The following is a 26,475-nucleotide window of genomic DNA, read 5'->3' on the forward strand; positions in this document are numbered from 1 at the left end:
TCACTCGCTCTCGTCGGCGCCGACGTCGGCGTCTGTGTCGGGGTGCCGGGGCTCGGGGGCCTGCTTGAGCTCGGCGAGCAGGGTGTAGGCGGTCGAACGGGAGACCCGCAGTGCGGTGGCGACGGCCGGGACGGCGCGGCGGACGGCGAACACCCCGGCCTGGTCGAGTTCGCGCAGGACGGCGAGCCGGTCCTCGCGGCCGAAGCGTTCGAGCGGGCGGCCGTGCGCTCGGACGTAGCCGCCGATCACGTCGTTCATCCGCTCCGTCCAGTCGCGTTCGAAGAGCGGTTCGGGGCGGGGCGCGGTGGGCGCGGCGAAACCCGCCAGCAGGGCGGCGGCGTGCTCCAGCGGGCCCCGGTCGAGGTTGACGCAGAGCACCGCCGAGGGCCGTCCGGCGTCGTCGCGCAGCACGGCGCTGACGGAGGAGAGCCGGCGCCCGTCGGGCAGCAGCTTCTCGTAGGGCCCGTAGACGTCGGGGGCGGACGGGTCGAGGGTGTCCAGTTCGCCGAGCAGCGACGGGTCGCCGGGGGTGCGGGGGGTCATCGGGTTCCAGATGGCCAGCACCTGGTCGGCGGTGGCGTCGTGCAGCACCACCTCGGCGTACGGCCCGAGCAGCAGGGCCACGGCGCGGCAGACCGGTGTCCAGGTCCGGACGCGCGGGTCGGGGGTTTCGGTGGTCATGTTCGGACTGTACGTCCAGACCAGACGTTTGGTCCAGATCTTTCGTTCAGGCGTTTCCTTCAGGCGTTTCGTCCGGTCGTCCGGGCATCCGGCGCCTGCGGCGACGACGAAGGCCCCGCCGTGACGCCGGCGGGGCCCTCGGAGCTCGGGGAGGGTCAGTGGCAGGTGATCAGCAGTCCGAGGACGGCGGTGCAGCTGCGGGTGTCCCGACTGGTGGCCGGGGTCGGGTCGGCGGGCACGCCCGCGGTGCGGGCCACCGTGACGTCGAAGCTGCGGATCAGGCTGAGCAGGCCGACCGAGATCGAGAAGTGCCGGGTGGTGCTCGCCCCCTTGGCGAGCGGCCCGGTGAGCTTGCAGGTGAGCTTGGTGCCCGCGATGGTGCAGTCGCTGGAGGTCGCCGCGAGGCCGGCCGGGAGGTCGGCGGAGACGGTGCCCGAGGTCAGCGTGTCGGGGCCCTGGCCGGTCAGCGTGACGGTGTAGTCGACCCGGCCGCTCAGCAGGTTGGACACCGGCGTGGCGGTCAGGGCGACGCCGAGGTGGGCGCTGGGGGCCGTGTAGCTGAAGCGGTCGGCGGCGACGGCGGCGCTGGTGCCGCCGGGCGCGGTGACCCGGACGTCCACCGGCCCGGTCACCGTGGTGGCGGGGGCGGTGGCGGTGCAGCTGGTCTTGGTGCAGTTGAAGGCGGTGGCGGCGCCCGCCGCGCCGAAGGTCACGGTGGTGGCGCCGTTCAGGTCGGTGCCGGTGACGGTCACCGTCGTGCCGCCGACCCCCGAGCCGCCGGACGGGCTGATCCCGGTGACGGCCGGGACGGGCAGCGGGAAGTCGAGCACGTCGACGGCGCCGCCGGTGAAGTCGGTGAGGTAGCCGCGCCGGCCGTCGCCGGTGATCGCCAGGCTGTACGGGCTCGCGCCGACCGGAACGGTCGCGGTGACCGTCCGGCTGGCGGTGTCCACCACGCTGACCGTGTTGTCGGCGTAGTTGGAGACGTACGCCGCGCTGCCGTCCGGGGCGAGCGAGACGGCGTACGGGCCGGCGCCGACGGCGACGGTGCCGACGAGCGTGTTGCCGGTGGTGTCGACCACGCTCGCGGTGGCGTCGTCGGCGTCGGCGGCCCACAGCCGGGTGCCGTCCGGGCTGAGCGCGAGGCCGAAGACGCTGTGGCCGACGGGAACGGTGGCGCTCACCGTGCTGCTCGCGGTGTCGATCACGTTCACCGCCTTCGCACCGGAGGCGGCGACGTAGAGCCGCTTGCCGTCCGCCGAGACGGCCAGCCCGTGCGGTTCGGCGCCGACCGGGACGGTGGCGGTGACCGTGTTGGTGGTGGTGTCCAGCACGCTCACCGTGTTGGCCCCGGCGTTGCCGACGTAGGCGCGCGAGCCGTCCGCGGAGAGCGCGAGGCCCCACGGCTGGGCGCCGACCGGGACGGTGGCCGTCACGGTGTTGCTCGTGGTGTCCACGACGCTGACGGTGCCGTCGAGGTGGTGGGTCAGGTACGCCCGGTGCCCGTCGGGCGACAGGGCGACCGCGTAGGAGCCGGTGCCGGCATTGAAGGTGGCGGCCACCGTGTTGCTCGTGGTGTCCAGCACGCTCACGGTGCCGCTGCTCTGGCTGGTCACGTAGGCGTGGCCGCCGTCCGGCGTGAGCGCCACGCCCGCCGGGTAGGGCGCCACCGGCACGTGCGCCTTGACGGTCGGCGGCGGTGTGGCGGCCTCGGCGGTGGCGGGCTGCGACAGCAGTGCGGCCGTGGCCGCGGCTATCGCGGTCACGGCCGTCCAGGTGCGCCCGGGTGCGCGACGTGTTCTCACGAGTCTCTCCAGCATGGTCGGTCAAGGGATGCAACGCCGGTCGCTCCAGCCCCCTGCGGATCCGGAGCCGCACGAAGCGTAGAAGCCGGTATGACCATCCGTCAGGGACTGATCGGTAATGTCGCCAACTGTTCAGATTCGACCGAGATTCGGACAGCAGCAACCCCGCCCCCCTCCCCGTCGCGACCGGGGGTCGGCCTGGGGCCGGGCGCGGGCCGGGCGTGGGCCGGGCGTGGGCCGGGCGTGGGCTGGTCGGGACCGGTCGGGGGCGGGGCGTGCAGGAAATTGGAGTTGTGGAGTCGTATTCGATAGCGTTTCGAACGTGAGGCTGACCAAGAGCACCGACATCGCCCTGCGGATCGCCATGCGGCTGGCCGTCCTGAGCGAGGACGCCAACCCGACCACCCGCGAGGTGGCCGAGGCGGTCGGCGTGCCGTACACCCACGCGGCGAAGGTGGTCAGCCGCCTGCAGCACCTCGGGGTGGTGGAGGCCCGGCGCGGACGCGGCGGCGGGCTGCTGCTCACCTTCGCCGGCCGGACCGGCTCGCTCGGCCTGCTCCTGCGCGAGCTGGAGGGGGTCGGCGACGTGGTCGGCTGCGAGGACGACCCGCCGTGCCCGCTGCGGGCCGCGTGCCGCCTGCGCGGTGCGCTGCGGACCGCCCAGGAGGCGTTCTTCGCCGCGCTCGACCCGCTCAGCATCGACGACCTGGTGGCCGCGCCCACCGGGCCCGTACTGCTCGGCCTCACCACCAGACCCACCGCCTGATCCCCCACTCCCCATCCCCCATCCCCGGGGCCGGGCTCACGCACGGCCTTTAATGCGAATCTCACATACCAATTAGGAGCCGGACTGATGCTGTCCGCCAAGTCCGCCGAGGTCATCGAGGCCACCCTGCCCGTCGTGGGCGGCGCCATCGGGGACATCACCCCGCTCTTCTACGACCGGCTGTTCGCCGCCCACCCGGAGCTGCTGCGCGACCTGTTCAACCGCGGCAACCAGGCCAACGGCACCCAGCGGCAGGCGCTCGCCGGGTCGATAGCCGCCTTCGCCGGCGCACTGGTCGCCCACCCCGACCAGCGGCCGGACGCGATGCTCGCCCGGATCGCCCACAAGCACGTCTCCGTCGGAATCGACAGCAGCCAGTACCGGATCGTCCACGAGCACCTCTTCGCCGCCATCGTCGACGTGCTCGGCGAAGCCGTCACCCCCGAGGTCGCCGCCGCCTGGGACGAGGTGTACTGGCTGATGGCCAACGCCCTCGTCGCCGTCGAGGACCGGCTGCGCGCCGAGGCCGCCGCCGGCGGCGACCAGGCCGACCTCTGGCGCCCCTACACCGTCGTCGCCCGCTACCAGGAGACCGACACCGTCACCACCTTCCTGGTGCGCCCCGCCGACGGCGGCCCCGTCCCCGCCGCCCGACCCGGCCAGTACGTCTCGGTGCGCACCGAACTGCCCGACGGCGCCCGGCAGATCCGCCAGTACAGCCTCTCCGGCACCGCCGACGGCGCGCTGCGCTTCACCGTCAAGCGCGAGCCCGGCGGCGAGGTCTCCGCCCACCTGCACGACCACCTGCACACCGGCGGCCTCGTCCACCTCGCACCCCCGCTCGGCGACATCGCCCTCGCCGACGGCGACGGGCCGGTGCTGCTCGCCTCCGCCGGCATCGGCAACACCCCGATGACCGCCATGCTCGACCACCTCGCCGCCACCGGCTCCCCCCGGCAGGTCGTCTCGGTACACGGCGACCGCGACCAGCTCACCCACGCCTTCCGCGCCGACCTCGCCCAGCTCACCGCCAAGCTGCCGAACGCCACCGCCCACGTCTTCTACGAGCGGCCGCTCGGCGACTGGCCCGCCGAGCGCACCGGCCTGGTCGACCTCTCCACCGTCGACGTCCCCGCCGGCACCACCGCCTACCTGTGCGGCCCGCTGCCCTTCCTGCGCGCCGTCCGCGAGCAGCTCCTCACGGCGGGCGTCCCGGCGGCGGACATCCACTACGAGGTGTTCGGCCCCGACCTCTGGCTCGCCTGAGACCCCCTGAGGTCCCCGACATCCCCCGGCCCGCTCGGTACGATCACGAGCGGGCCGGCCGGTGTCGCCGGACGAAAGGAGGGCCGATGCGGGTCGCACTGTTCGCCACCTGCGTCAACGACGCGCTGTTCCCCGCCACGGCGGTCGCCACCGTCCGGCTGCTCGAACGCCTCGGCGTGACCGTGGACTTCCCCGCCGGGCAGACCTGCTGCGGGCAGCCGCAGTACAACACCGGCTACCGGCGGGCGTGCGAGCCGCTGCTGCGGCGCACCGCACGGGCCTTCGCCGGGTACGAGCACGTGGTGACGCCCTCCGGATCGTGCGTGGCCATGGTCCGGGACAACTACCCGCGGATCGGAGCCCGGGCCGCCGCCGACGGCCGGGGCGGCGAACTCGACTCCATGGCAGCCTCGTTGACGCCCCGGGTGTACGAACTGACCGAGTTCCTCACCGATGTGCTCGGCGTCGAGGACGTCGGCGCGCACTTCCCGCACACCGTCACCTACCACCCCTCCTGCCACGGCCTGCGGGTGCTCGGCCTCGGCGAACGGCCGCTGCGGCTGCTGCGCGCCGTCCGGGAACTGGAACTGGTCGAACTGCCCGGCGCCGAGGAGTGCTGCGGCTTCGGCGGCACCTTCGCCGTCAAGAACGCGGCCGTCTCGGCGGCCATGGCCGAGGACAAGATCGCCCACGCGCTCGGCACCGGCGCCCAAGTCCTGTGCGGCGCCGACAACTCCTGCCTGCTGCACCTCGGCGGCACGCTGCGCCGCCGGGGCGCGGCACTGCGCCCGCTGCACCTGGCGGAGATCCTCGCCAGCACCGAGGAACACCCGTGGAGGCCCGCATGACCGGCACCTTCCTCGGCATGCCCGCCTTCCCGCAGGCGACCTCTGCGCAGGCGACCTTCCCGCAGGCCGCGGCGGAGGCCGTCCAGGACGAGCGGCTGCGCGCCAACCTGCGGCACGCCACCCACACCATCCGGGACAAGCGGGCCCGCGCCGTCGCCGAACTCGACGACTGGGCCGAACTGCGCGCCGCCGGCAAGGCGATCAAGGACCACACGCTGCGCCATCTCGACCGCTACCTCGTCCAGTTGGAGGAGGCCGTCACCGCGGCCGGCGGCATCGTGCACTGGGCGGCCGACGCCGAGGAGGCCAACCGGATCGTCGCCGACCTGGTCCGCGCCACCGGCGAAACGGAGGTCGTCAAGGTCAAGTCGATGGCCACCCAGGAGATCGGGCTCAACGAGGCGCTCGCCGCCGAGGGGATCACCGCCTACGAGACCGATCTCGCCGAGCTCATCGTGCAGTTGGGCGACGACCGGCCCTCGCACATCCTGGTGCCCGCGATCCACCGCAACCGCGCCGAGATCCGGGAGATCTTCGCCGAGCGGATGGCCGCCTGGGGCCGCCCCGCGCCCGAGGGCCTGACCGACTCCCCCGCCGAACTCGCCGAAGCGGCCCGGCTGCACCTGCGGGAGAAGTTCCTGCGCGCCCGGGTCGCGGTCTCCGGCGCCAACTTCATGGTCGCCGAGACCGGCACCCTGGTGGTCGTCGAGTCCGAGGGCAACGGCCGGATGTGCCTCACCCTGCCGCGCACGCTGATCTCCGTCGTCGGGATCGAGAAGGTCGTGCCGACCTGGCAGGACCTGGAGGTCTTCCTGCAACTGCTCCCCCGCTCCTCCACCGCCGAGCGGATGAACCCGTACACCTCGCTGTGGACCGGCACCACGGAAGGCGACGGCCCGTCCGCCTTCCACCTCGTACTGCTCGACAACGGGCGCACCGCCGCGCTCGCCGACCAGGTCGGCCGCCAGGCGCTGCGCTGCATCCGCTGCTCGGCCTGCCTCAACGTCTGCCCGGTGTACGAGCGGGCCGGCGGCCACGCCTACGGCTCGGTCTACCCCGGCCCGATCGGCGCCATCCTGACACCCCAACTGCGCGGCACCACCAACCCCTTGGACGCCTCGCTGCCGTACGCCTCCTCGCTCTGCGGGGCCTGCTACCAGGTCTGCCCGGTGGCGATCGACATCCCCGAGGTGCTGGTGCACCTGCGCGAGCGGGTCGCCGAGCAGGGCGGACACCCGCTGGAGCGGGCCGCGATCGCGGCCGCCGGGTACGTGCTCGACCACCCGGCGGCGCTCGCGGCCGCCGAGCGGCTCGCCGGGCGCACCCGCGCGCTGCACCCGCGTCGGCTGCCCGGCCCGGGCCGGGCCTGGACCGACACCCGGGACCTCCCGGAGGTGCCCGCCGAACCGTTCCGCGACTGGTGGCGAAGGAACCGCTCATGACCGCACGGGAGTTCATCCTCGCCCGGATCCGCGCCGCACTCGCCGACCCCGCCCCCGGCCCTGACCCTGGCCCGGACCGGGACCCCGATCGGGACCGGGCAGCGGAGGAGCCGGTCGCCCGGGACTACCTGCGTACGCACAGTCCGGACGATCCGGCGGCCCTGCTCGACCTGCTGCACCACAACCTGGCCGACTACCGGGCCCGGGTACACCGCTGCACCGAGGCCGAACTGCCCGCCGTCCTGGCCCGGTTGCTGGCCGAACGCGGCAGCCGCACGGTCGCCGTGCCGCACGGCCTGCCGCCCGCCTGGCTCAGTGCCACCGCCGTCACGGCCGTCCCCGACGACGGCACGCTCACCGCCGCCCGGCTCGACGCCGTGGACAGCGTCGTCACCGGCTGCGCGCTCGCGATCGCCGAGACCGGGACGATCGTGCTGGACGCCGGACCGGGCCAGGGGCGGCGGCTGCTCACCCTCGTCCCGGACCACCACGTGTGCGTCGTCCGGGCGCCCGGGCAGGTCGTCGCCTCCGTGCCGCTCGCACTGCCCCGGCTCGACCCGGCCCGCCCGCAGACCTGGATCTCCGGGCCGTCCGCGACCAGCGACATCGAGCTCGACCGGGTCGAGGGCGTGCACGGCCCGCGCACCCTGGAGGTGCTGCTGGTCGAGGGCTGACCGGACCGCCGCGGCTCAGCTCATCGTCACGACGCTGTACCTGTCGTCCTGCGAGCTGTCCCAGGCGACCTGCACCCGGCAGTCGACCGGCCGCCCGGAAGCGGCCAGCCCCTGCCCCGCGATGGCCGCCGTCGGGTCGGCCAGCGTGCTGAACAGGCCGCCCGCCGGCGGGGCGCCGCCCGGTGCGAATCCCAGGTCCGCGGGCGCGACGGCCGTGGGGTAGAACACCGCCCGGCCCGTGATCGTGTACGTCCCCCGGGTGGTGTCCTTGCGCTTGCGGCCGGGGATGACCGAGCACAGCGAGAAGGTGTCCTCGGCGCCGTCCGAGACGTTGCCCGCCGCGTCCACCGTCCACAGCTCCCAGTAACGGGCGACCGTGGCGTGGGCGCTCGACCCCTTCGCGGTGATGTACGAGTCGATCCGGCTGCCCGACATCGCGTTCCAGTTTGTGCCGTCCCACTCCTCCACGGCGAAGACGCGGTTGATCTCCTGGATGATGACGCCCTGCTGGGGCGCGGCGACGCTCAACTGCCGCCTGCGCTCGAAGTAGCCGCACTCGCCTTCCAGGTCGTCGGCCGTCAGGTGGGTGAGCGCGATCTGCGTCGCCGGCCCGGCCCCGGGTGTGGGGGCCCGCTGGACCGGCACCCCCGCGCCGCCGGAGGCCTCCTGGCCGTGCCGCTGCTGCTCGACCAGCCGGGCCACCGCGGCGTTGCCGAGGGTGCGTTGCAGGGGCAGGGCCGTCGAAGGGGACAGCGGGCCGGCGGCCGCGGCCTCCCGGGCGCCCTCGGCCGGGAGGTCCGCGCTCCGGCGCTCGGGCGCCGCCCTGCGCCGCCGCGCCGCCTCGTCCTCGGATGTGGACGCCTGATCGCGCATGTGGCCCTCCCGTCGGCACGGCACCGCCCCGGATGCCCTGACCAAGCTCTACCGGACGGCGGGACGGCCGGGAAGGTCCGCGAGGGCAGCGCGAAGGGCAGTGTGGAGGGCAGCGCCGACGGCAGGGCCGGGCTCAGGCCGGCCGCAGCTCCAGCGTGCAGCACTTGGCTCCGCCGCCGCCCTTCAACAGCTCCGAGACGTCCACCGGGACCGGCTGGTAGCCGTGCTCGACGAGCCGCCCGGCCAGGTGCTTCGCCGCCTCGGGCAGCAGCACCCGGCGCCCGTCCGAGACCGCGTTGAGGCCGAACACCTCGGCGTCGGCCCGGTCGGCGAGGAGCGCGTCCGGGTACAGGGTGCGCAGCACGGCCCGGCTGTCGGCGTCGAAGGCCTCCGGGTAGTACATGACGTGGTCGTCGGCGAGCACGGCCAGCGCCGTGTCCAGGTGGTAGAAGCGCGGGTCGACCAGGGTCAGGCCGACCACCGGGACGCCGAAGAACTCGCCCGCCTCGGCGTGCGCGGCCCGGGAGGTGCGAAAGCCCGTCCCGGCGAGCACCCGGCCGCCGGCCACCAGGTGGTCGCCCTCGCCCTCGTTGACGTGCCCGGCGCGCTGCACCTCGCGGTAGCCGTGCGAGCGGAACCAGGCCTGGTAGGCCTCGGACTCGGCGGCCCGCTCCGGGTAGCGGAAGGTCGCAACCAGCGCCCGGCCGTCCAGCACGGTCGCGCCGTTGGCGGCGTAGACCATGTCGGGCAGGCCGGGCACCGGGTCGATCAGCTCGACGGTGTGGCCGAGGCGGCGGTACAGCCAGTACAGCCGCTCCCACTGGCGGACGGCGAGCGCGGTGTCGGTGGGCTGTGCCGGGTCCATCCACGGGTTGATCGCGTAGTCGACGGTGAAGTACGTCGGCCGGCACATCAGGTAGCGCCGCGGCCTGGCGGTGCGCTCCGGGGTCTGCGTGGGCATTCCTCAACCGTCCTCGGGTGCAGGGGAGTTCGGGGATTCCGTTCCCCAGGCCGCTGCCCCGGCAGGGCTGTTCGCACACCCGCGCGGGCGCCCCCGGCGGGCGCAGGCCCCCGCGCACCCGGCGCGGGCTCCGGCGCACGCGCGGCCGAGCGCCATGGGGACGGACCGCGTCGAGCACCATCGGGGCGGACCGCGTCGAGCGTCACCGGCAGGCCGCGCCGAACGTCACGAGCGGGCCGTCACCAGCAGACCGTCACCAGCGGACCGCGCCGAAGTCCACCGGCGCGGGCCGCAGGCCCCGACAGCGGTCGGCGAGCGCCCGCAGCCGGGCCGCCGCCTCCTCGGCGGGCATCCGGTGCCGCTGGCCGTGGCCGGGCAGCAGCCACTCGAAGCGCAGCGCGTCCAGGCTGCGGTCCAGCGAGGCGGAGAGCTCCTCGATCGAGTACCAGGTGACGGTGTCGTACACCTCCAGGTCACCGGTGGTGCGGGACCAGTACAGGGTGTCGCCGGTGAAGCAGTACCGCTCGTCGACCAGGTAGAGCACGCTGCCGCGGGTGTGGCCCGGGAAGGGGTGGGCGGTGACGCCGGGGGCGACCTCCACCGGTTCGACGCCGTGCAGCACCCGGTCGGCGTCGGGCGCGGCGTCCAGGTCGCCCTCGTGGATCCAGAGCCGGGCGCCGAGCCGGTCGGCGTACGCCCGGCCGTGCGCCGCGTGGTCGCGGTGCGTCAGCAGGATGTCGGTGACCGGGCCGAGGGCCTCGTACCGGGCCGCGAGCGGCTCGGCGTAGCGGGGCGTGTCGACCATCAGCCAGCCCGTGGGTCGGCGGCAGAGGTAGGAGTTGGCCCCGGCGTTGTGGCGGGAGTTGTGGCCGAGCAGCAGCAGGCCGTCGTCGAGGGCCAGCGGGAAGGGGTCGGTGGCCGGGTCGAGCGGGCCGGTGCCCGGCCGGATGGAGCGGGTGGGGCAGGCGTGGGCGGCGGCGAGCAGCTGGCCGTGCTCGGCCTCGTCGCGCGGCTGGCGGACCAGCTCGGAGCGGCCGGCGCGCTCACGGATCAGTCCTGGCGCGAGCTGCCGGGCCACGTCGCAGTTGGTGCAACGGTCGTCGACGGACCACTGCCCGGACAGGCCGGAGGTCGGATTCAGAGCCATGGATGTCTTCCCCCTGGAAGGACGGCGGCCGGGCCGGCCGCGCCCTTCGAGCATCGGCCGGGCGGGCCCAAAAGCGGAAGGGGGGCGGGATCTTGTGGTTTCCGGGGGCCGCCGCTCTGCACTCCGGCTGTATTCCGGGTGGGGCACGTGGCCCATCTCACGTACCGCCGGGGTCACCTACGGTGGCGTAGGTCACTTGAATGGGTGAACTATCTCCTTCATGCCGAACCTCCAGGAGACCCTTGACCTCAGTTCGTATGCCGCCCTCGGCGACAGCTTCACCGAGGGCCTGAACGACCCCGGTGCCGACGGCGCCTTCGCCGGCTGGGCCGACCGCCTGGCCGGGCTGCTCGCCGACGGACGGCCGCCGGGCGGGTTCCGCTACGCCAACCTGGCGGTGCGCGGCCGACTGCTGGACCAGATCATGGCCGAGCAGGTGCCGCAGGTCCGCCGGCTCCAGCCCGACCTGGCCACCTTCTGCGCCGGCGGCAACGACATCCTGCGGCCCGGCAGCGACCCGGACGAGGTCGCCGAGCGCTTCGAGGCGGCCATCGTCCAACTCACCGCCTCCGCCGGGACGGTGCTGATCTGCACCGGCTTCGACACCCGGGACGTGCCGCTGTTCAAGCACCTGCGCGGCAAGATCGCCACGTACAACGGGCACATGCGGGCGGTCGCCGACCGCAACGGCTGCAAGGTGGCCGACCTGTGGTCGCTGCGCGCCGTCCAGGACCGCCGGGCCTGGAGCGAGGACCGGCTGCACCTCTCCCCCGAAGGCCACCAGCGGGTCGCCCTGCTGGCCGCCCGTTCCCTGGGGCTGCGCACCGAGCAGGATCCGGAGGCGCCCTGGCCGACCACCCCGGAGCTGTCCGCCGCCGACCAGCGGCGCGAGAACCTCCAGTGGGCCCGCGAGTACCTGCTGCCCTGGGTCGGCCGACGGCTGCGCGGGGAGTCCTCGGGGGACCACGTCGAGGCCAAGCGGCCTGATCTGCTTCCGCTCTGACGTCGCGTCAGGCGGCACCGGGCGCTGCGGTCCTCCTCGCAGCCCTTGCGGCCCTTGCGGTCCACGCGGCCTTCGCGGTCCGCAGCACCCGGTGCACCAGCGCGGCGAACGCGGCGCCGACCAGGTACCAGAACAGGTCCGGCGGATTGAACGTCGACCCCAGCACCAACCGGACCAGCCCGCTGCGCCGCCCCAACTCGTCGGGCACACCAGTGATCTGGAACAGCTCCACCGCCCAGCTCAGTCCCGCCGCCACCACCGCCGCCCGCCCCGGTCGAACACGGGGCGCGACCAGCACCACCAGCGCGTACACCAGCACCGTGTAGAGCGTGTCCCCGGCGTACTTGGCGACGTCCCCGCCCAGCCCGGCCCGCACGCCCAGCCCGGCCGCCACCGTCGCCCCGGCCGCCAGCAGCGGCACCGCCCGCACCCGCAGGCGCCCCCAGAGATCATCCACCCGCCCCACCCTACGACCCGACCGCCGGCCACCGGCGCCCGGCGCCCGGCGCCGGGGCTGGTCCGGACGGGCGACTTCGCGCATCCGTGACGCCCGGGCGTCGTTGGCCGCTGCGTGACCGCACACCGAAGCCTGCTCCGCATGGCCGCCGCCGCCCTGTTCCTGACGGCCGCCGCCGCTCCCTCCGCCGCCCCGGCCGGCGCCGCCGTCCCCGCGGCCCACCCCGCACCGCGGATCGTCCGCGGCATCCTCGAACCCCCGCTGCCCGTCGACCAGTTCCCGCCTCAGGTCGAGGAGGCGTGCCAGATCTGGCACGACCTGCACTGGCCGACCGCGAACGCTCCTCGGGACTACCCGGTGGCCGACTCCCCCTTCGTGATCCGGGGCAGCAACGTCTACGGCAACCGCAGTGGCGACCTCCCCCAGACCGGCCACTACCGCGAGTACGACGTCAACCCGCGCTCGCCCGGCCAGCACCGCGACGCCGAACGCCTGGTGCGCGACCCCGCCACCGACCACGTCTGGTACAGCGACGACCACTACGCCAACTTCCGCGAGATCGGCTCGGGATGCTCCTGATCCGACCCCACGGACACCGCCCGTAGGCCGGGACCGGGCGGGTCACTCGCGCGACCACTCGGTCTCGGCCTCGGGCTCGCCGACGGCGTCGGACCCGCCCCAGACCCGGACCCTGACCGCCCGGGGCCCCGGGGCCGGTCGGGACAGCGTGCGCACGAACACCTCGCGGACGTGGTTGGCGGCCTGCTGGGGCGGCCCGTCGTACTCCAGGGGGTTCGGCATGGGCTCGCCGCCCTGCCGGGCCCAGTGGCCGTCGTCGTTCTGGGTCTCCAGGACCCATCGGTAGTGCCGCATCCTGACCTCCTCCGGCCCGGGGCCGCTCCTCGGTGCTGTCCGGTCTGTGCAGTCCGGTCAGTGCAGTTCGGTCGTGGGCTCGGAACCGATGCCGGTGTCCAGGAGGATCTGCCGCGCCGAGTCGGTGCCGCCGGCCCGGACCGCGCGGGCCATCGAGGCCAGGGCCGCTTCCCGGCCCGCCTGCGGCGGAACCACGAGCAGACTGAAGTGATCGCGGTCGCCCCGCGTGACGATCACCGTGTCGTCGCCGACCGGATACCGGTCGATGCGCACCGACCGGCCGTCGACGACGATCCGGGCCGGCACCTCGTCCCAGGCGTCCGCGTCCAGGCCCACGCTCACCACGGGGCCGAGATGTTCGGTCAACGCGCCGACCAGGCCGGGCAGTTCGGCGCCGATGTTCCGTGACCGCGGCCACCAGGCGCCATCGAGTGCGCCCTCGCGGGACCGCGTGGTCTCCAGGCGCAGCAGGACCGTCCCCGGTTTCACCGCCTGCCGGAAGCGGTCCGGCAGAAGCCCTGAGTGCGGGGCACCGGCATCGTCCGACATGGCTCGCCGCCTCTCCGCGGGCGCGGATCGGGCCCGCTGAACGGGGCCGACTCTTCGGTTCCGGCAACTGGGCCGCCCCGCCCTCCCACGGTACTCCGACCGCACCGGGGCCGAACGGGCGCCGGCGGACGCCCGCGCGGGAGGGCGCGGTCCTGCTCGACGACCCGGCGGCGGTCCTGCGCCACCGGGAGCCGCGATGCATAACACTGTGTGTCGTGTCGAATACGAAGAATGACGACGGTGGCGCCGGGGCGGGCGGCGCACCCAGTCCCGACGCCACGCTGCCGGTCCTCGACCGGCAGCAGGTCGGGGTACTGCGCCGGGTGGGCCGGGAATGGGGCCGGGCGGCCGGGGATCCGCAGGCGTGGCGCCGGGCGCTGCCGGTGGACCCGGAGCTCGGCCGCTTTCCGGCCTCCTCCGAGATCCGGCCGGTGCGCTTCGGCCGCTTCGTGCGGGTGGCCACGGTCGGCGGGCAGCCGCCGGTCGAGGCGGGCGGAAAGGACACCCCGACCTCCCGACTCGGCCGGGCGGGCGCCGGGGTCAGGCACGTGCTGCTCGGGGCCCCGCTGCGCAGTACCGCGATCGCGCACGAGCGGATGCGCAAGCTGGTGGCGCTGCCGGTGCTCTCCGCCGACGCGCTCTCGTCCGTCGCCTACGGGCCCGAGGCGATGCTGGCCGTCCTGGTCCTGGCGGGCACCGCCGGCCTGCGCTACTCGGTCCCCATCGCCGCGACGATCGCGTTCCTGATGCTGGCGGTCGGGGTGTCCTACCGTCAGACGATCCGCGCCTACCCGCACGGCGGCGGCTCGTACATCGTCGCCACCGCGAACCTCGGCCGCCTCCCCGGGCTGGCGGCGGCCGCCGGTCTGATGACGGACTACATCCTCACGGTCGCGGTCTCGATCGCCTCCGGCATGGAGGCCGTCACCTCGGCGATCCCCTCGCTGCGGGGCGACGCCGTGCCGATCGGCCTCGCCGTGATCGGCGTGCTGCTCGCCGGGAACCTGCGCGGCGTACGGCAGGCGGGCGTCCTGTTCGCCGCACCGACCTACGCCTTCGTCGTCGCCGTCCTCGCCCTCATCGCCTTCGGCCTGTACGACGCGGCCGGCCACGGCTTCCAGCCCACCGCGACTCCGCAGTCGACCGCGACCGAGGAGGTCGGCGTGCTCCTGGTCCTGCGCGCCTTCGCCTCCGGCTCGACGGCGATGACCGGCATCGAGGCGATCTCCAACGCCGTCCCGGCCTTCCAGCCCACCGAGTGGCGCAACGCCCGTACCACCCTGACCTGGATGGTCGGCCTGCTGATCGTGCTCTTCGCCGGCACGGTCGCGCTGGTCCACCTCGACGGCGTCGTCCCCGACGCCCAGGAGACAGTGCTGTCGCAACTCGCCCACCGCGCCTTCGGCCCGGGCTTCGGCTACGTCTTCACCCAGGCCGCCACGGCCGCGATCCTGCTCCTGGCGGCCAACACCGCCTACAACGACTTCCCCCGCGTCCTCTACCTCCTGGCACGCGACAACCAGGCGCCGCGGATCTTCCTGCGGCTGGGCGACCGGCTGGCCTTCAGCAACGGCATCGTCGTGCTCTCGGTCGCCGCGGCCGCGATCTACGCGGCGTTCGACGGCATGACGGCGCCGCTGATCCCGCTGTACGCGGTCGGCGTGTTCCTCGCCTTCACGCTGTCGCAGACCGGGATGGTCGTGCACTGGTGGCGCCTGCGCGACCGCCACTGGCGCAAGAGTCTGATCTTCAACGCCGTCGGCGCGCTGCTCTCGGCGATCGTGCTCGTCACCGCCGCGATCACGAAGTTCACCTCGGGCGCCTGGTTCGCCGCGCTCGTGGTGGGCCTGTTCATCCTGGTGGCCACCAGGATCCGGCACCACTACGAGCAGGTCGCCGCGGCGCTCGCCCTGCACCCGCACGCCGTCGAGGTCCCCGGCCGGGCCCTCACCCGGCCGCGCCCACGGGACGGCGCGCCCGCACCCTCCGCGGAGGCGAAAGCGGAGGGTGAGCGCGAGGCGGAGAGCGAGGCCGAGAGCGAGGAGACTCCCGAGGAGATCCACCCCCTGCTGATCGTGCCGATCGCCGCACTGGACCTGGCCGGCATGCGCGCCCTCGCCTACGCCGCCTCGCTCCGCCAGCCCGTCCTCGCCCTGCACATCAGCGCCAGCGAGGAGGAGGCCCGGCGCTTCCGCGCGTACTGGAACCTGTGGGGCGACCACCTGCCCCTGAAGATCCTCCTCTCCCCCTACCGCACGATCGTCGCGCCCCTGGTCAACTACATCGAGTCCCTGCACGACCAGCGCCCGGACCTCACCCTGACCGTCGTCCTCCCGGAGATCGTCGTGCGGCACCGGCGCCACCGCCTCCTGCACAACCGACTCGCACCCCGCCTGCGCAGGGCGCTCCGCCCACTGCCGAAGATCGTCGTCACCACCGTCCCCTTCCACGTCTGAGGCCTGTCCGGGTGTCCGCACCCGGACCGCTACGCGCCGGCGGGCCAGGAGGCGGCGCGGCTTCGGGCGACGTCCGCCCGCCGGCCGACCTCGCCCTCGCCGGTGGCGGGCACGAGCGCCGAGGGCAGGACGTCGGTACCGGGTTCCGGTCCGGTCGCGCCGCGGCCCGGCTCCGGGGCGAGCAGTTCGCTCGCGGTCCGGATGTCGGCGGGGTCGGCCGCCCGCGACATCAGCCGCTCGGCGGTGACGGCGTCCGTCTCCGGCGGTACGACCAGCAGGTTCAGCCGCAACGGGGCGTACGAGCAGACCACGATCAGGTGCTCGTCCTGCTCGATGGTGAACCAGCCCACGTGGACGGTGTGCCCGGCGACCGGGGCCCGGTGCGGGACGATCGGCCACTGCGCGGGGTTCACGGTGACCCGGGTGACCCGCCCCCACGGACCGTCCAATGCGGCGGCGAGGGAGGGGAGTTCGAGGAGAAGGTCACGCGAGCGGGGCCACCAGGCGCCGTCCAGCCGACCGGGCCGGGTGCCCTCGGGTACCCGGGAGAGCCGTGCTGCGGGTTCCGGGGCGGTGGGCGTCATCGCGCGATCGAGGGTCGTGGTCATGATCGAAGACCTGTCCCCGGACCCGGCCTCGGGCCGGATCCGGCATCGCCGTTCGCCGGAGACGACGCCAGTTGTCTTGCCCGGCATGCGAGGTGCCTTCGGTGATGTCCAGGCTACTCTCCGCCAGGCCCGGACCTCGTATGGTCTGCCAGGATGGGCGTCCTCGACCCCGGGCGCGGCGAAAGGGCGGCACAGCGGTGGAACTCGACCCGAAGAGGCTGCTGATCCTGCGCCGGATCGCCGACGCCGGCAGCGTGGCGGGCGCCTCGCGTGCGCTGGGCCACACCCCCTCCGCGGTGTCCCAGCAACTGGGCCGGCTGGAACGCGAGGTCGGCGTCCCCCTGGTGGACCGCACCGGCGGACGGGCCGAACTGACCGCCGCCGGCCGCCTGTTGGCGGGCTACGGCGACCGGATCGGCCAGGCGCTCCAGGACGCCGCCCGCGACCTGCGCGCACTCGGCGCCGCCGCCACCGGCCCGGTCGCCATCGGCGTGCCGCCGCCCGCCATCACGTTCTTCGCCACCACCGCCGTCCACCTGCTCGCCCGCACCCACCCCGACCTGGCCCCCCGCCTGGTGGAGACCGGACGGCAGGAGGGCCTGCGCGCGCTGCGCCTGGGCGAACTGGACGTCCTGGTCATCGAGGACGACCGGCAGGAGCCCACCCCGCTGCCGCCCGGCGTCGAGGCGAGCGTCATGTTCGAGGACGCCTACCGCCTGGTCGTCCCCTCCGACTGGACCCCGCCCACCGACCCCGCCCAGCTGTCCGGCCGCCCCTGGATCGCCGCCCCGGCCGGCTCACCCCGGCAGCTGGCCTTCCGACGCCTGGCCGCCCGGCACGACATCGTGCCCCTGGTCGAGCACACCGCCCGCTACCGCTTCGCCGTCTACACCATGCTCGCCGCCCGTCTGGGCGCGGCGATCCTGCCCGCGAACGCCGCCGCCCTGATCGGCCCGGCCGCCGGCACCGTCACCACGCTGCCGGTGCCGGGCGCCTACCTGGTGCGCCTGCTGCGCCGCACCGGACCGTGGGGGGCGCCGCCGGCGGTGCGGGCGGCGGCCGAGGCGCTGCAGAGCGCACTGCTGGCGGCGAGCGAGCGGCTGGCGGCCCAGGGCCTGACCGAGAGTGAGCCGCGCGTGAACGGCCACCTGGTCGACCCCAGCGAGCCGAGCGCACCCGCCGGCCCGCACGCCGGGACACCGTAAGCACTGCTGAACGCCGGGGGTGAGCGCCGCTTGCTGGTGCCCGGCCCGGCCCTCTGCCAGCGTGGCCGGGTGACCACCATCGCGGACGAGCGACCCCCCGCCCCTCCTCCTACCCCCTCCGGCGGGCTGCGCCGCCGGGCGCGCGCCGCCACGCGCCTGCTCCAACGGGCGGCCTGGGCCACCACGCTGGTCGGCGCGGTGACGACGGCCTGCACGTCGTGGGGATCCACGCCCTGGTACGCCGGCTGGATCGGCGCGGCCGGTGCGGCGGCACTCGCGGCGCTGGCCTCGCCGGTGCGGCTGGCCCTGGGCGAGAGCCCGCGCTCCGGCTCCGCCTCCGCCCTGTTCCACGCCGCCATGCTCGCCCTGATGGTCTGCGCCTTCGCCGGCTGCTTCGCCTTCTCCCTCAGCGGCTGGTTCCACGAGCACGACCGCGACCTGCACGCCACGCTGCGGGTGTCCGCCACCGTCACCGGCTGCCACAGCAGCGGTGACACCAGCACCGAGTGCACCTTCCTCTGGACGGCGGACGGGCACGAGTACCGCGCCGCCGAGGGCACGGACGTGCAGTGGCCCGACGGGCACCGGGTCGACGTACGGATCGATCCCGCCCACCCGCAACGGGATCCCGTCACCGACGGCGGCTACTGGCCACTGTGGATCGCGGTCGTCGTGGGCGGGCTCGGCATCCCGTTCAGCCTGTGCGTCTGGTGGGTCCTGGAGGAGGCCGCGAACTACTGACGCCGCGCCGAGGCGGGCCCGGCGGGTACGGGTGTCAACCAAAGGACCATCCCGATCTCCGCCTCCGAGCCGACCGGAACGCCCTCTTCCGCCTCCTAGGGTCGAAGACGAACCAGTCGAAAGCCCCGTCAGGAGTTCCCGTGTCCGTGAAGCCCGCCGACGTTCCCATCCGGGTCGCCGCTCTCACCTCGCTCGCCCTCTCGGGTGTCCTCGTCCTGATCGGTTGCGAACCCGGCGTCGAGAACCGCGACGGCGCGACGACGGGCGCCACGACGGGCGCCACCAGGCCGGCAGCGGGCCCGACCACGGATCCGGCGGCCCCGGCCGATCCGGTCCGAGGCGCAGACCTGCTCGGCGGCCACGACTGGTCGCACTTCGCCGGGGCCACCGCCGGGGCCGACGGGGTTCGCATCCGGCCGCTCGGCCGGATGATCGTCAAACAGGACGGCACCGGCGGACAGCCCAACCCGCCGGTCAACCTGCACGGCCCGCACCTGGAGGTGGGCGGCGACTTCGAACTCACCGCGGAACTGCGCGGCACCGCGCACGCCGCCGCCTACCTCCAGCTGTACGGCGAGCTGCCGGTCGTCTACGACGAGTGGCGCCAAGAGCGGCGCAGCGTCCGACTCGGCGTGGTCGACGGCCGGCTGGAGGTGGCCGTGTTCGACGGCGCCAAGGCCGCTCCGGCCGTGACCCGGACGTTCGGCTCCGGACTGCCGGACGACTTCACGCTCGTCCTGGCCCGGCACGGCGACGTCCTGTCCTTCCGCGCCGGTGACACGGCACTCGGCGAGCTGCCCGCCTCCGGCGCGTTCGCCTCCTCGCAGGTCTGGTTCGGCGCGGACGCGGCGCTCGGCGGCCAGGGCTGGCGGCTCGCCGCCCTCCGGGCGCGCCCGCTGGACGGCGGAGAGGTCACCGTCGTGGACACCGCCCGGCCCACGGACCGGCGCGCCGCCGCCCCCGACTCCCTGCGCGCCCTCGCCGCCGCCCGCCCCCGCCCGCTCGGCGTCGGCACGGCCGTCGCCTCGGCGCCGCTGGCCGCCGACCCCGCCTACCGGGAGCTGGTGGCCGGGCAGTTCTCCGTGCTGACTCCCGAGAACGACCTGAAGCCGCAGTTCGTCCAGCCGCAGCCCGGCGTCTTCGACTTCACCGGGGGCGACAGCCTGGTGGAGTTCGCCGACGCCAACGGCATGCGGGTGCACGCCCACACCCTGGTCTTCGGCGAGGCGCTCCCGCGCTGGATGCGGGAGACTCCCACCGAACGGCGCGAGGAGGTGATGACGAGCCATGTCACCGGTGTCGCCGGGCACTTCAAGGGCCGGGTGGCCGAGTGGGACGTGGTCAACGAGCCGATGTCCGTCCAGGACGAGGACTACGGCCCGGGCCGGAGCGGCCTGCGCCGGCACGTGTGGCAGCAGGCGATGGGCGAGCAGTACATCGACAAGGCGTTCCGGGCCGCTCGCACCGCCGACCCCGACGCCAAGCTGTACGTCAACGAGTTCGGCCTGGAGAGCGACGGCCCCCGCTGGGACGCCTTCCTCGCCCTGGTCAAGCGGCTCAAGCAGCGCGGCGTCCCGCTGGACGGGGTCGGCTTCCAGGCGCACGTCCACGAGACCGACGACCACGTCGATCCCGCCGTGCTGGCCGGCCACTTCCGGGCACTCGCCGAACTCGGGCTGTCCGTAAGGATCTCCGAGATCGACGTGCACGGTGAGGACCGCGAGGCGCAGGCCGGGCAGTTCGCCCTGGTCGCCAAGGTCTGCGCACAGACCCCCTCGTGCACCTCGTACGGCACCTGGGGCGTGACCGACCGGTACGGTTCGACCGCCGCTCACGACAGCTACCCGATCGCCCCGGGGGACGAGCTGATGTGGGACACCGGGCTGAAGCCGAAGCCCGCCGTCGCTGCGGTCCGGGGCGCACTCACGGCCGCCGGGTGATCATCTCCGCGTCACCGGGGTGTGGAAGCATGCCCCCATGCCTCGTCCGACCAGCCGGGAAACCGCTCAGCCGTCCGAATCGAACCTCGCAGCGATGCTGCTGAGCCTCTCCGTCCGCATGCCCCGACCGGTCACCGACCTCGCACCCGCCGCGCTCGCGCTCCTGGTGCTCGTCCCGCTCGCTGCCGACGACCCCGACGTCGGCCCGACCGCCTCGCCGACGGTCAACGCGGCGCTGCTGGCGACCGGGGCCCTCGCCCTCGCCGTCCGGCGGCGGTACCCGGCAGCGGTCGCGGCGATCGCCCTGCTCGGCGGCCAGCTCCCGCTCGCCGTCGCCCTCTACGGGCTGGCCGCCCGCCGGGGCGCCACCCGGGTGCCGGCCGTGTTCGCGGTGCTCGCCGGGGCCCGGCTGGCGTACCCGTTCGACCCGGGGGACCTCACCGAACTCTCGGCCCTCGCCACGGTGATCGAGGACCCGCTGGTCTTCGGCGCCGTCCCGCTCGCGCTCGGCCTCACCGCCCACCAGCGCGCCCGCGCCGTCACCGCGCTCGCCGAACGCAACCGACTGCTGGAGGCGGCCCGCCGGTACGCCGAGGAGCGCGCCGCCGCCGCCGAACGTGCCCGGCTCGCCCGGGAGATGCACGACGTCGTCTCCAACCGCGTCTCCCTCATCACCCTGCACGCCGGCGCCTGCGAGCACGCGGCCGCCGACGACCCGGCCACCGTCCGGGAGACCCTCGGCCTGATCCGCGCCCTCGGCCTCCAGGCCCTCACCGAACTGCGCGGCCTGCTCGGCGTCCTCACCCCGGCCTCCGACCAGGGCCCCTCACTGCACGGACTGCCCGCCCTGGTCGAGGAGTCCCGCCAGGCCGGACTCGCCGTCGATCTCACCCTCACCGGCCCCGCCGAAGGACTGCCCGCCCCCGGACCGGCCGTGCAGTACGCCACCTACCGGATCGTCCAGGAAGCCCTGACCAACGCCCACAAGCACGCCCCGGCCGCCGAGGTCGCCGTCACCGTCGAGGTCCACCCGGACGGGCTGCGCCTGGACATCGTCAACTCCCCCGCCACGGCCGCCGACCCGGACGGGCCTCAACTGCCCTCCGGCGGCCACGGCCTGGACGGCATGCGCACCCGCGCCGACGACCTCGGCGGCACCCTGCACGCCGGCCCCACCACCGAGGGCGGCTTCGCCGTCCGGGCCCGCCTACCGCTGACCGCCGCGAAGACGACCGCCGAGGCCGCCGCGTGATCACCGTCCTGCTCGCCGACGACGAGACCATGGTCCGCACCGGGCTGAAACTGCTGCTGCGGGCCGAGGCCGACATCACCGTCGTCGCGGAGGCCGCCGACGGCGACCAGGCGCTGGCCGCCGTCGCCGACCACCGGCCCGACGTGCTGCTGCTCGACCTGCACATGCCCCGGCGCAACGGCCCGGCCGTGCTCCACGCGCTGGCGGACGCCGACTGCGCACCGAAGGTCCTGATCCTCACCACCTTCGACAGTGACGAGCACCTGTTCCCGGCCCTCCACGCCGGGGCGAGCGGGTACCTGCTCAAATCCGCGCCGCCGGACGAACTCCTGCGGGGCATCCGGGCCTGCGCGGCCGGCGAGACGGTGCTCTCCTCCCGGGTCGCCGGACGGGTGGTGGCCCGGATGCTCCAACAGGACAGCGCCCTTGCCGGACACACCCCCGCCTCCGCCGAATCGGCGCTGGCCGGCCTCACCCACCAGGAACGGGCCGTGCTCGACCTCCTCGCCGAGGGCCTGCCCAACGCGGCCGTCGCCGAACGGCTGGCGCTGTCCGTCTCCACCGTCAAGACCTACGCGAGCCGGATCAACACCAAGCTCGGTGTGGCCAGCAGACTCCAGGCGGCCCTGCTGCTCCAACGGCTGCGCACGGGCGGGCAGGGGGCCTGAGCACCGCTCAACGCCGGGGCGGCCGCGGGGACGGCGGGCCCGCGCGGGCAGGCCGGTGGGGTACCGGGGTGCGGCATCGCGGTCATACTTGATCGGAAGTCGATCGAAAGATATGGTCCGATCAACCAGCGGCGGTTCGGAGCAGTACGGGGGACAGGCGATGACCATCTCGGCCGAGGAACGTCGGGACCTGATCCTCAAGGCCGTCGGCGAGGCGAGCGGGCCCCTGCGGCTCGCCGACCTCGCGGCGCGGCTCGCCATTCCGGCGGTGACCGTGCGGCGGGACGTCGCCGCGCTGGCCGAGGCCGGCCGGGTGGGGCGCTCGCACGGGTTCGTCGTACGGCGCACACCGGAGAAGCCGACGGACTCCGAGAGCGGGACCCGCACCCTCGGGCTGCTGGTGCCCTCCGTCGGGTCGTACTTCGACGAGCTGATCAACGGCGCCCGGGCCGCCGCGACGGCGGCGGGCGCCCGACTCGTCCTCGGCATCGCCCCCTACGAGGCCCGCGACGACCGCACGCAGGCCGAACGGCTGCTGGAGTCCGGCCTCGACGGGCTGCTGCTCGCCCCCAACCTCCTGCCGGGCCGGCCCGCGCAGGCCCACGACTGGCTGGACGACCTGCCGGTGCCCGCCATCCTGGTCGAACGCGGCGCGCCCGAGTACGGGGGCCCCGGCGCCGGCCTGGACTCCGTCGGCTCGGACCACCGGCAGGGCGTCCTCCTCGCACTGCGCCACTTCGCCGACCTCGGCCACGACCGGGTCCTGCTCGCGGCCCGCGGCGACTCCTGGACGGCCCGGGAGGTCCGGGCCGGCTACCAGCACGGCACCCGACTGCTCGGACTGGCCGCCCTGCCCGTCCTGGACACCCTCGATGACGACGGCCGCCCCGCCGACTCCGACCGGCTCGCCGGGCTGATCGCCGACGCCGTGTCCGACGGCGTCCGCGCCGCCCTCATCCACAACGACCAGGACGCGATCCAGCTGCTCCCGCTGCTCCGCGCCCGCGGCCTCGCGGTACCCGACGACCTCGCGCTGATCGCCTACGACGACGTGTTCGCCGCCCTGGCGGCCCCGCCGCTGACCGCCGTCGCCCCGCCGACCCGCGCGGTCGGCGAGACCGCCGTCGGCCTCCTGCTGCGCCGCCTCACCGCCGGGCCCGACCTGCCGGTGCACCGGATCTCCCTGCTCCCGGCCCTGCGCATCCGCACCTCCTGCGGCGGCTGAACCCCCAGCCCCGGCCGGGGAGCCCGTCCAGCTGCCACCTTCGTAGCCCGGCCCGCCCATGCGCCGGGCCGGGGAGCGCTACCGCCGCAGTCCCGCCAGCCAGGCGGCGGCCGCGCCGAGCAGCGGAGCCAGCGGGGCGGCCTCGGGGTACCACGGCGCCTCGTACTCCCAGCAGACCCAGGCGTCGGCCGGCAGCAGGGCGAGGCACGCGGCGATCGGCAGGGTGCCGGCGCCGAGCGGCAGTGGCGTGCGGTCGGCGGCCGAGGCGACGTCCTTGACCTGGACGTGGCCCAGCCGGCTGACCAGCGCCCGGTGGGTGGCCTGCGGCGGCTCCCCGCCGAGGACGGTGTGCTGGAGGTCCCACAGAGCGCCGACGGCCGGGTGGTCGACGGGGGCGAGCAGCCGGGCGAGGTCGCGGCCGGTCGGGTGCGAGTCGTGCGTCTCGACCAGGACCCGGACGCCGAGCGCGGCCGCGCGGCCGGCGGCGGCGGCCAGCCGCCGGGCGGCGCGCTCATCAGCCCGTTCGTCGGCCGCCGCCGGGCCGGGCGCGGCGCCGCCGCGCGGGAAGACCCGGACGGCCGGGCAGCCCAGGTCGGCGGCGAGTTCCAGGTGTCCGCCGAGGTCGGCGAGCAGCGGGGCGTCCGCGCCCGGGGCGGCGATGCCGAGGTAGGAGGCCAGCGCGAGCGGAACCGTCCCGGTGGACGCCAGTGCGCGCGCGGCGGCGCGCCGCTCGTCGGCGGTCAGGCCGGGGTGGACCGGCTGGCCGGGGGCGCAGCGCAGTTCCAGCCCGTGCCAGCCGTGGTCGGCGGCGAGGCGCGCGGCGGCGGCGAGCGGCAGGTCGGGCAGGCCGAGGGTGGAGAGGGCGAGTGGCACGGGTGCTCCTCAGGTCCGGGCGCCGGGCGGAAGCCGGCGGGCGCAGGCCGCTCCCGGCGACAGCTCCGCCTCGTGGACGGTGCCGTCGGGCCACCGCACCCGCAGCCGGTAGGCCCCGTCGGGGGCGGCCGCCACGTCCGCCGTCAGGCCGTCGAGCGGCGGGAGTTCGTCCGCGGCGGCGGTGAGACGGGCTGCGGTGAGGTGAGCGGCGGCAAGGCAGGCGGCGGTGAGGCGGGCGGCGCACACCAGCAGGTGGGCGGCCCCGCCGGTGGCGCCGGTCAGGACCGGCAGGGCGGCGGCCGCTCCGAAGGCCGTGCCGTCCGGGACGGCGCTGGTGCGGGCGGCGGTGTAGCCGTGCAGGGCGCACAGTTCACTGGTCAGCAGCCGGCCGTCCAGCGTGTGGGCGGTGGCAGTGGCGGCGGCGGCAGTACCGGTGCCGGGCCTGGCGGGCGGCAGGTGGTCTCCGGCGACGGCCCAGCCGCCCTCGCGCAGCGGGGTGCCGGGCGGGGCGCCGACGACCAGGTGGGCGCGGACCTCGTCGGCGCCGTGGGCGAGGGTCAGCGAGGTGACGGTGACACCGGGCAGGGGGTGTCCGACGGCCCGGGGGCGGTGGGTGGAGGCCGCCCAGCCGTCGCCGGTGGCGAGCGGGGTGATGGGGCCGCGTTCGGTGGGTTCGCCGTCGACCAGCAGGGCGAGGTGGTTGTCGGCCGGGCCGGTGTGGACGGGGCCGGTGGCGGTGGAGTGGGCGAGCCGCGCGTAGTGCGGGTCGTCGGGGTGGACGCGGTCGGCGGGCTGGTCGTCGCTGCCGTGGTTGTGGAGGCGGACCAGGCCGTCGGCGGCGGTGGACTGGACCAGCCAGCCGGGGCCGGGCAGCGCCCGGACGGTGTCGCGGCGTTCGGCGGGCGCGGGCTCCTCGCGGTCGGTCCAGGCGGGGTGGTCGGCGGGCAGCAGCAGGCCGAGGAAACCGGAGGCCGCCCAGTAGGGCGAGGCGGGGCCGGAGTAGGGCTGGACGAGCGGAGGGTGGGGGCCGTACCAGCCGAGGGTGAGCAGGCCGTCGGGGCCGGTGGCGCCGCGGTCGAGGAAGTGGCGCAGGGCGCCGGAGGCGAGTCGGCGGGTGGTGCCGGGGGTGAGCGGGGTGTGGCCGGTGAGGGTGCCGGCCCAGAGCGGGGCGGCGGCGGCGAACCGGTAGATCAGCGAGCGGCCCTGGTGCACCGGCGCGCCGTCGCCGCCGAACAGGTGGGCGTAGTCGGCGAGGTGGGCGGCGAGCCGGGGGCCGTACTCGGCGAGCAGGGCGCGGTCGTCGGCGAGATGGGCGTGCAGCACGGGGTAGAGGTGCAGGGCCCAGCCGTTGTAGTGGTCGAAGGCGCGGGGGCGGCCGTCGGTGTACCAGCCGTCGCCGAGGTAGAAGCGGTCGATGCGTTCGAGGCCGCGCCGGACGGCGGCGCGGGCGGCGTGCTCCTCGATGCCGGCCTCGGCGAGGAAGCCGCCGACGGCGAGCGGGAAGAGCCACCAGTTGTTGTCGTTGGGCGTGCGGTGGAGGGTCCCGGCGAGCCACCGTGCGGTTCTGGTCCGGACGTCGGCGGGGAGGCGGTCCCAGAGCCAGGGGCGGGTCAGCCGCAGGGCGAACGCGATGGCGGCGGCCTCGACCATGGCCTGGCCGCGGTCGGTGACGACGGGCCAGGACGCCGGGTCGTCGTCGGTGAGGTCGCGTGCGGTGGTGGGGTGGCGGGTGCCGGCGTCGAGTCCGGCGGCGTAGCGGTCGAGCAGGCCGTGCGGGTCGGCGCCGCCGGCGCCGGCGATCCGCAGGGCGGCGAGGAGGAAGGTGCGGGCGAAGCCTTCGAGGGCGTCGGAGCGGCGGCCGGACCAGCTCGGCCGGGGGCCGGGGAGGTCGATCAGCGCGTGTCCGGGGCCGGCCCAGGGGAGGACGGCGTCGAGCAGGCCGTCGGCGGCGGCCTCCCAGTGGGCTCTGGTCCAGCCGGTGCGGGGGCTGAGGGCGTGGTCTTCCGGGGGCAGCAGCACGGCGGTGTCCTCCATGGCCCGGGGCTCGGGAGTCGCGCCCCGTGCGGGGAATCTAGAAAGCGGTTGATCGTTCGTCAAGGCTTTTGATCGCAACGGATCATTTGATCCAGATCTCTTGACTTCGATCGATCGCCCGCCCAGGA

At 75.0% G+C, this 26,475-nt stretch carries 25 protein-coding genes; 14 read left to right on the plus strand and 11 right to left on the minus strand.

All coding sequences use genetic code 11. The annotated features are described in order from the left end of the window. Positions 1–681 carry a transcriptional regulator gene (locus tag ACFWPT_RS17530; protein WP_380482559.1) on the minus strand — a complete coding sequence of 227 codons (681 nt, stop codon included), beginning with the start codon at positions 679–681 and terminating at the stop codon, positions 1–3. Positions 682–836: 155 nt separating this feature from the next. Further along, entirely contained in the window at positions 837–2,486 is a 1,650-nt protein-coding gene (locus ACFWPT_RS17535) for a beta-propeller fold lactonase family protein (RefSeq protein ID WP_380482562.1), read from the minus strand. Positions 2,487–2,808: 322 nt separating this feature from the next. On the opposite strand from ACFWPT_RS17535, the gene ACFWPT_RS17540 reads away from it, so the two are divergent. From ACFWPT_RS17540 to ACFWPT_RS17560, 5 genes are all read left to right on the plus strand, one after another. Beyond that, entirely contained in the window at positions 2,809–3,252 is a 444-nt protein-coding gene (locus tag ACFWPT_RS17540; RefSeq protein ID WP_363373506.1) for an Rrf2 family transcriptional regulator, read from the plus strand. 87 nt (positions 3,253–3,339) lie between these two features. Next, positions 3,340–4,518, plus strand: a complete 1,179-nt coding sequence (locus tag ACFWPT_RS17545; protein ID WP_363373508.1) for a globin domain-containing protein — start codon at positions 3,340–3,342, stop codon at positions 4,516–4,518. A gap of 86 nt (positions 4,519–4,604) precedes the next feature. Continuing rightward, the gene (locus tag ACFWPT_RS17550) at positions 4,605–5,366 is read left to right on the plus strand and encodes a (Fe-S)-binding protein (RefSeq protein ID WP_380482565.1); all 762 of its coding nucleotides are present in this window, start codon (positions 4,605–4,607) and stop codon (positions 5,364–5,366) included. Beyond that, complete coding sequence (locus ACFWPT_RS17555; protein ID WP_380482568.1) at positions 5,363–6,808, plus strand: lactate utilization protein B; 1,446 nt, start codon at positions 5,363–5,365, stop codon at positions 6,806–6,808. The genes ACFWPT_RS17550 and ACFWPT_RS17555 overlap by 4 nt, the downstream gene beginning before the upstream one ends. Beyond that, positions 6,805–7,482 (plus strand): lactate utilization protein C, encoded by a 678-nt coding sequence (locus ACFWPT_RS17560; protein ID WP_380482570.1) that lies wholly within the window; start codon positions 6,805–6,807, stop codon positions 7,480–7,482. The genes ACFWPT_RS17555 and ACFWPT_RS17560 overlap by 4 nt, the downstream gene beginning before the upstream one ends. Positions 7,483–7,497: 15 nt before the next feature. Here the strand turns inward: ACFWPT_RS17560 and ACFWPT_RS17565 are convergent, their stop codons facing one another. The 3 genes from ACFWPT_RS17565 to ACFWPT_RS17575 form a co-directional block, all read right to left on the minus strand. Next, positions 7,498–8,355, minus strand: a complete 858-nt coding sequence (locus ACFWPT_RS17565) for a hypothetical protein (RefSeq protein ID WP_380482572.1) — start codon at positions 8,353–8,355, stop codon at positions 7,498–7,500. A 133-nt stretch (positions 8,356–8,488) separates the two neighbouring features. After that, complete coding sequence (ddaH, locus tag ACFWPT_RS17570; RefSeq protein ID WP_063350594.1) at positions 8,489–9,316, minus strand: dimethylargininase; 828 nt, start codon at positions 9,314–9,316, stop codon at positions 8,489–8,491. Between the two features lie 253 nt (positions 9,317–9,569). Further along, the gene (locus tag ACFWPT_RS17575) at positions 9,570–10,463 is read right to left on the minus strand and encodes an MBL fold metallo-hydrolase (protein WP_380482574.1); all 894 of its coding nucleotides are present in this window, start codon (positions 10,461–10,463) and stop codon (positions 9,570–9,572) included. Positions 10,464–10,683: 220 nt separating this feature from the next. Here ACFWPT_RS17575 and ACFWPT_RS17580 point away from each other — a divergent pair, with 220 nt between their 5' ends. Beyond that, positions 10,684–11,466, plus strand: a complete 783-nt coding sequence (locus tag ACFWPT_RS17580; protein ID WP_363373517.1) for an SGNH/GDSL hydrolase family protein — start codon at positions 10,684–10,686, stop codon at positions 11,464–11,466. A 7-nt stretch (positions 11,467–11,473) separates the two neighbouring features. Here ACFWPT_RS17580 and ACFWPT_RS17585 read toward each other — a convergent pair whose 3' ends face one another. Next, positions 11,474–11,923 (minus strand): DUF2809 domain-containing protein, encoded by a 450-nt coding sequence (locus ACFWPT_RS17585; RefSeq protein WP_380482576.1) that lies wholly within the window; start codon positions 11,921–11,923, stop codon positions 11,474–11,476. A gap of 141 nt (positions 11,924–12,064) precedes the next feature. Between ACFWPT_RS17585 and ACFWPT_RS17590 the strand changes: the two genes are divergently transcribed. Next, entirely contained in the window at positions 12,065–12,502 is a 438-nt protein-coding gene (locus tag ACFWPT_RS17590; RefSeq protein ID WP_380482578.1) for a ribonuclease domain-containing protein, read from the plus strand. A gap of 42 nt (positions 12,503–12,544) precedes the next feature. On the opposite strand, the gene ACFWPT_RS17595 is transcribed toward ACFWPT_RS17590, so the two are convergent. After that, complete coding sequence (locus ACFWPT_RS17595; RefSeq protein WP_063350590.1) at positions 12,545–12,796, minus strand: hypothetical protein; 252 nt, start codon at positions 12,794–12,796, stop codon at positions 12,545–12,547. Between the two features lie 57 nt (positions 12,797–12,853). Further along, positions 12,854–13,345, minus strand: a complete 492-nt coding sequence (locus tag ACFWPT_RS17600) for a DUF5994 family protein (protein ID WP_380377079.1) — start codon at positions 13,343–13,345, stop codon at positions 12,854–12,856. Between the two features lie 596 nt (positions 13,346–13,941). Here ACFWPT_RS17600 and ACFWPT_RS17605 point away from each other — a divergent pair. Further along, positions 13,942–15,801, plus strand: a complete 1,860-nt coding sequence (locus ACFWPT_RS17605; RefSeq protein ID WP_380482651.1) for an APC family permease — start codon at positions 13,942–13,944, stop codon at positions 15,799–15,801. Positions 15,802–15,830: 29 nt separating this feature from the next. Here the strand turns inward: ACFWPT_RS17605 and ACFWPT_RS17610 are convergent, their stop codons facing one another. Next, positions 15,831–16,409 (minus strand): DUF5994 family protein, encoded by a 579-nt coding sequence (locus ACFWPT_RS17610; RefSeq protein WP_380482582.1) that lies wholly within the window; start codon positions 16,407–16,409, stop codon positions 15,831–15,833. Between the two features lie 197 nt (positions 16,410–16,606). On the opposite strand from ACFWPT_RS17610, the gene ACFWPT_RS17615 reads away from it, so the two are divergent. The 6 genes from ACFWPT_RS17615 to ACFWPT_RS17640 all read left to right on the plus strand — a co-directional run bounded on the left by ACFWPT_RS17615 (position 16,607) and on the right by ACFWPT_RS17640 (position 23,440). Further along, positions 16,607–17,614: a LysR family transcriptional regulator gene (locus tag ACFWPT_RS17615; RefSeq protein WP_380377083.1), complete on the plus strand. Its 1,008-nt coding sequence runs from the start codon at positions 16,607–16,609 to the stop codon at positions 17,612–17,614. Positions 17,615–17,683: 69 nt separating this feature from the next. After that, positions 17,684–18,355, plus strand: a complete 672-nt coding sequence (locus tag ACFWPT_RS17620; RefSeq protein WP_380377084.1) for a DUF3592 domain-containing protein — start codon at positions 17,684–17,686, stop codon at positions 18,353–18,355. Between the two features lie 140 nt (positions 18,356–18,495). Further along, on the plus strand, positions 18,496–20,295 hold the full coding sequence (locus tag ACFWPT_RS17625; protein WP_380482584.1) for an endo-1,4-beta-xylanase: 1,800 nt from the start codon (positions 18,496–18,498) through the stop codon (positions 20,293–20,295). Between the two features lie 94 nt (positions 20,296–20,389). Continuing rightward, a complete protein-coding gene (locus ACFWPT_RS17630) occupies positions 20,390–21,547 on the plus strand; it encodes a sensor histidine kinase (protein ID WP_380482587.1) in 1,158 nt (385 codons plus the stop codon). Then, positions 21,544–22,215 (plus strand): response regulator, encoded by a 672-nt coding sequence (locus tag ACFWPT_RS17635; RefSeq protein WP_380482590.1) that lies wholly within the window; start codon positions 21,544–21,546, stop codon positions 22,213–22,215. The genes ACFWPT_RS17630 and ACFWPT_RS17635 overlap by 4 nt, the downstream gene beginning before the upstream one ends. A 160-nt stretch (positions 22,216–22,375) precedes the next feature. After that, positions 22,376–23,440: a substrate-binding domain-containing protein gene (locus ACFWPT_RS17640; protein WP_380482592.1), complete on the plus strand. Its 1,065-nt coding sequence runs from the start codon at positions 22,376–22,378 to the stop codon at positions 23,438–23,440. Between the two features lie 78 nt (positions 23,441–23,518). Here ACFWPT_RS17640 and ACFWPT_RS17645 read toward each other — a convergent pair whose 3' ends face one another. Together ACFWPT_RS17645 and ACFWPT_RS17650 are read right to left on the minus strand one after the other, a co-directional pair. Continuing rightward, positions 23,519–24,313 (minus strand): sugar phosphate isomerase/epimerase family protein, encoded by a 795-nt coding sequence (locus ACFWPT_RS17645; protein ID WP_380482594.1) that lies wholly within the window; start codon positions 24,311–24,313, stop codon positions 23,519–23,521. A gap of 9 nt (positions 24,314–24,322) precedes the next feature. After that, positions 24,323–26,347, minus strand: coding sequence for a DUF2264 domain-containing protein (locus ACFWPT_RS17650; protein ID WP_380482596.1), 2,025 nt, complete (start codon positions 26,345–26,347; stop codon positions 24,323–24,325). Positions 26,348–26,475: the final 128 nt, after the last annotated feature.

Origin of the sequence: Kitasatospora sp. NPDC058478 (genome assembly GCF_042720345.1) — a bacterium.
Taxonomy (GTDB): domain Bacteria; phylum Actinomycetota; class Actinomycetes; order Streptomycetales; family Streptomycetaceae; genus Kitasatospora.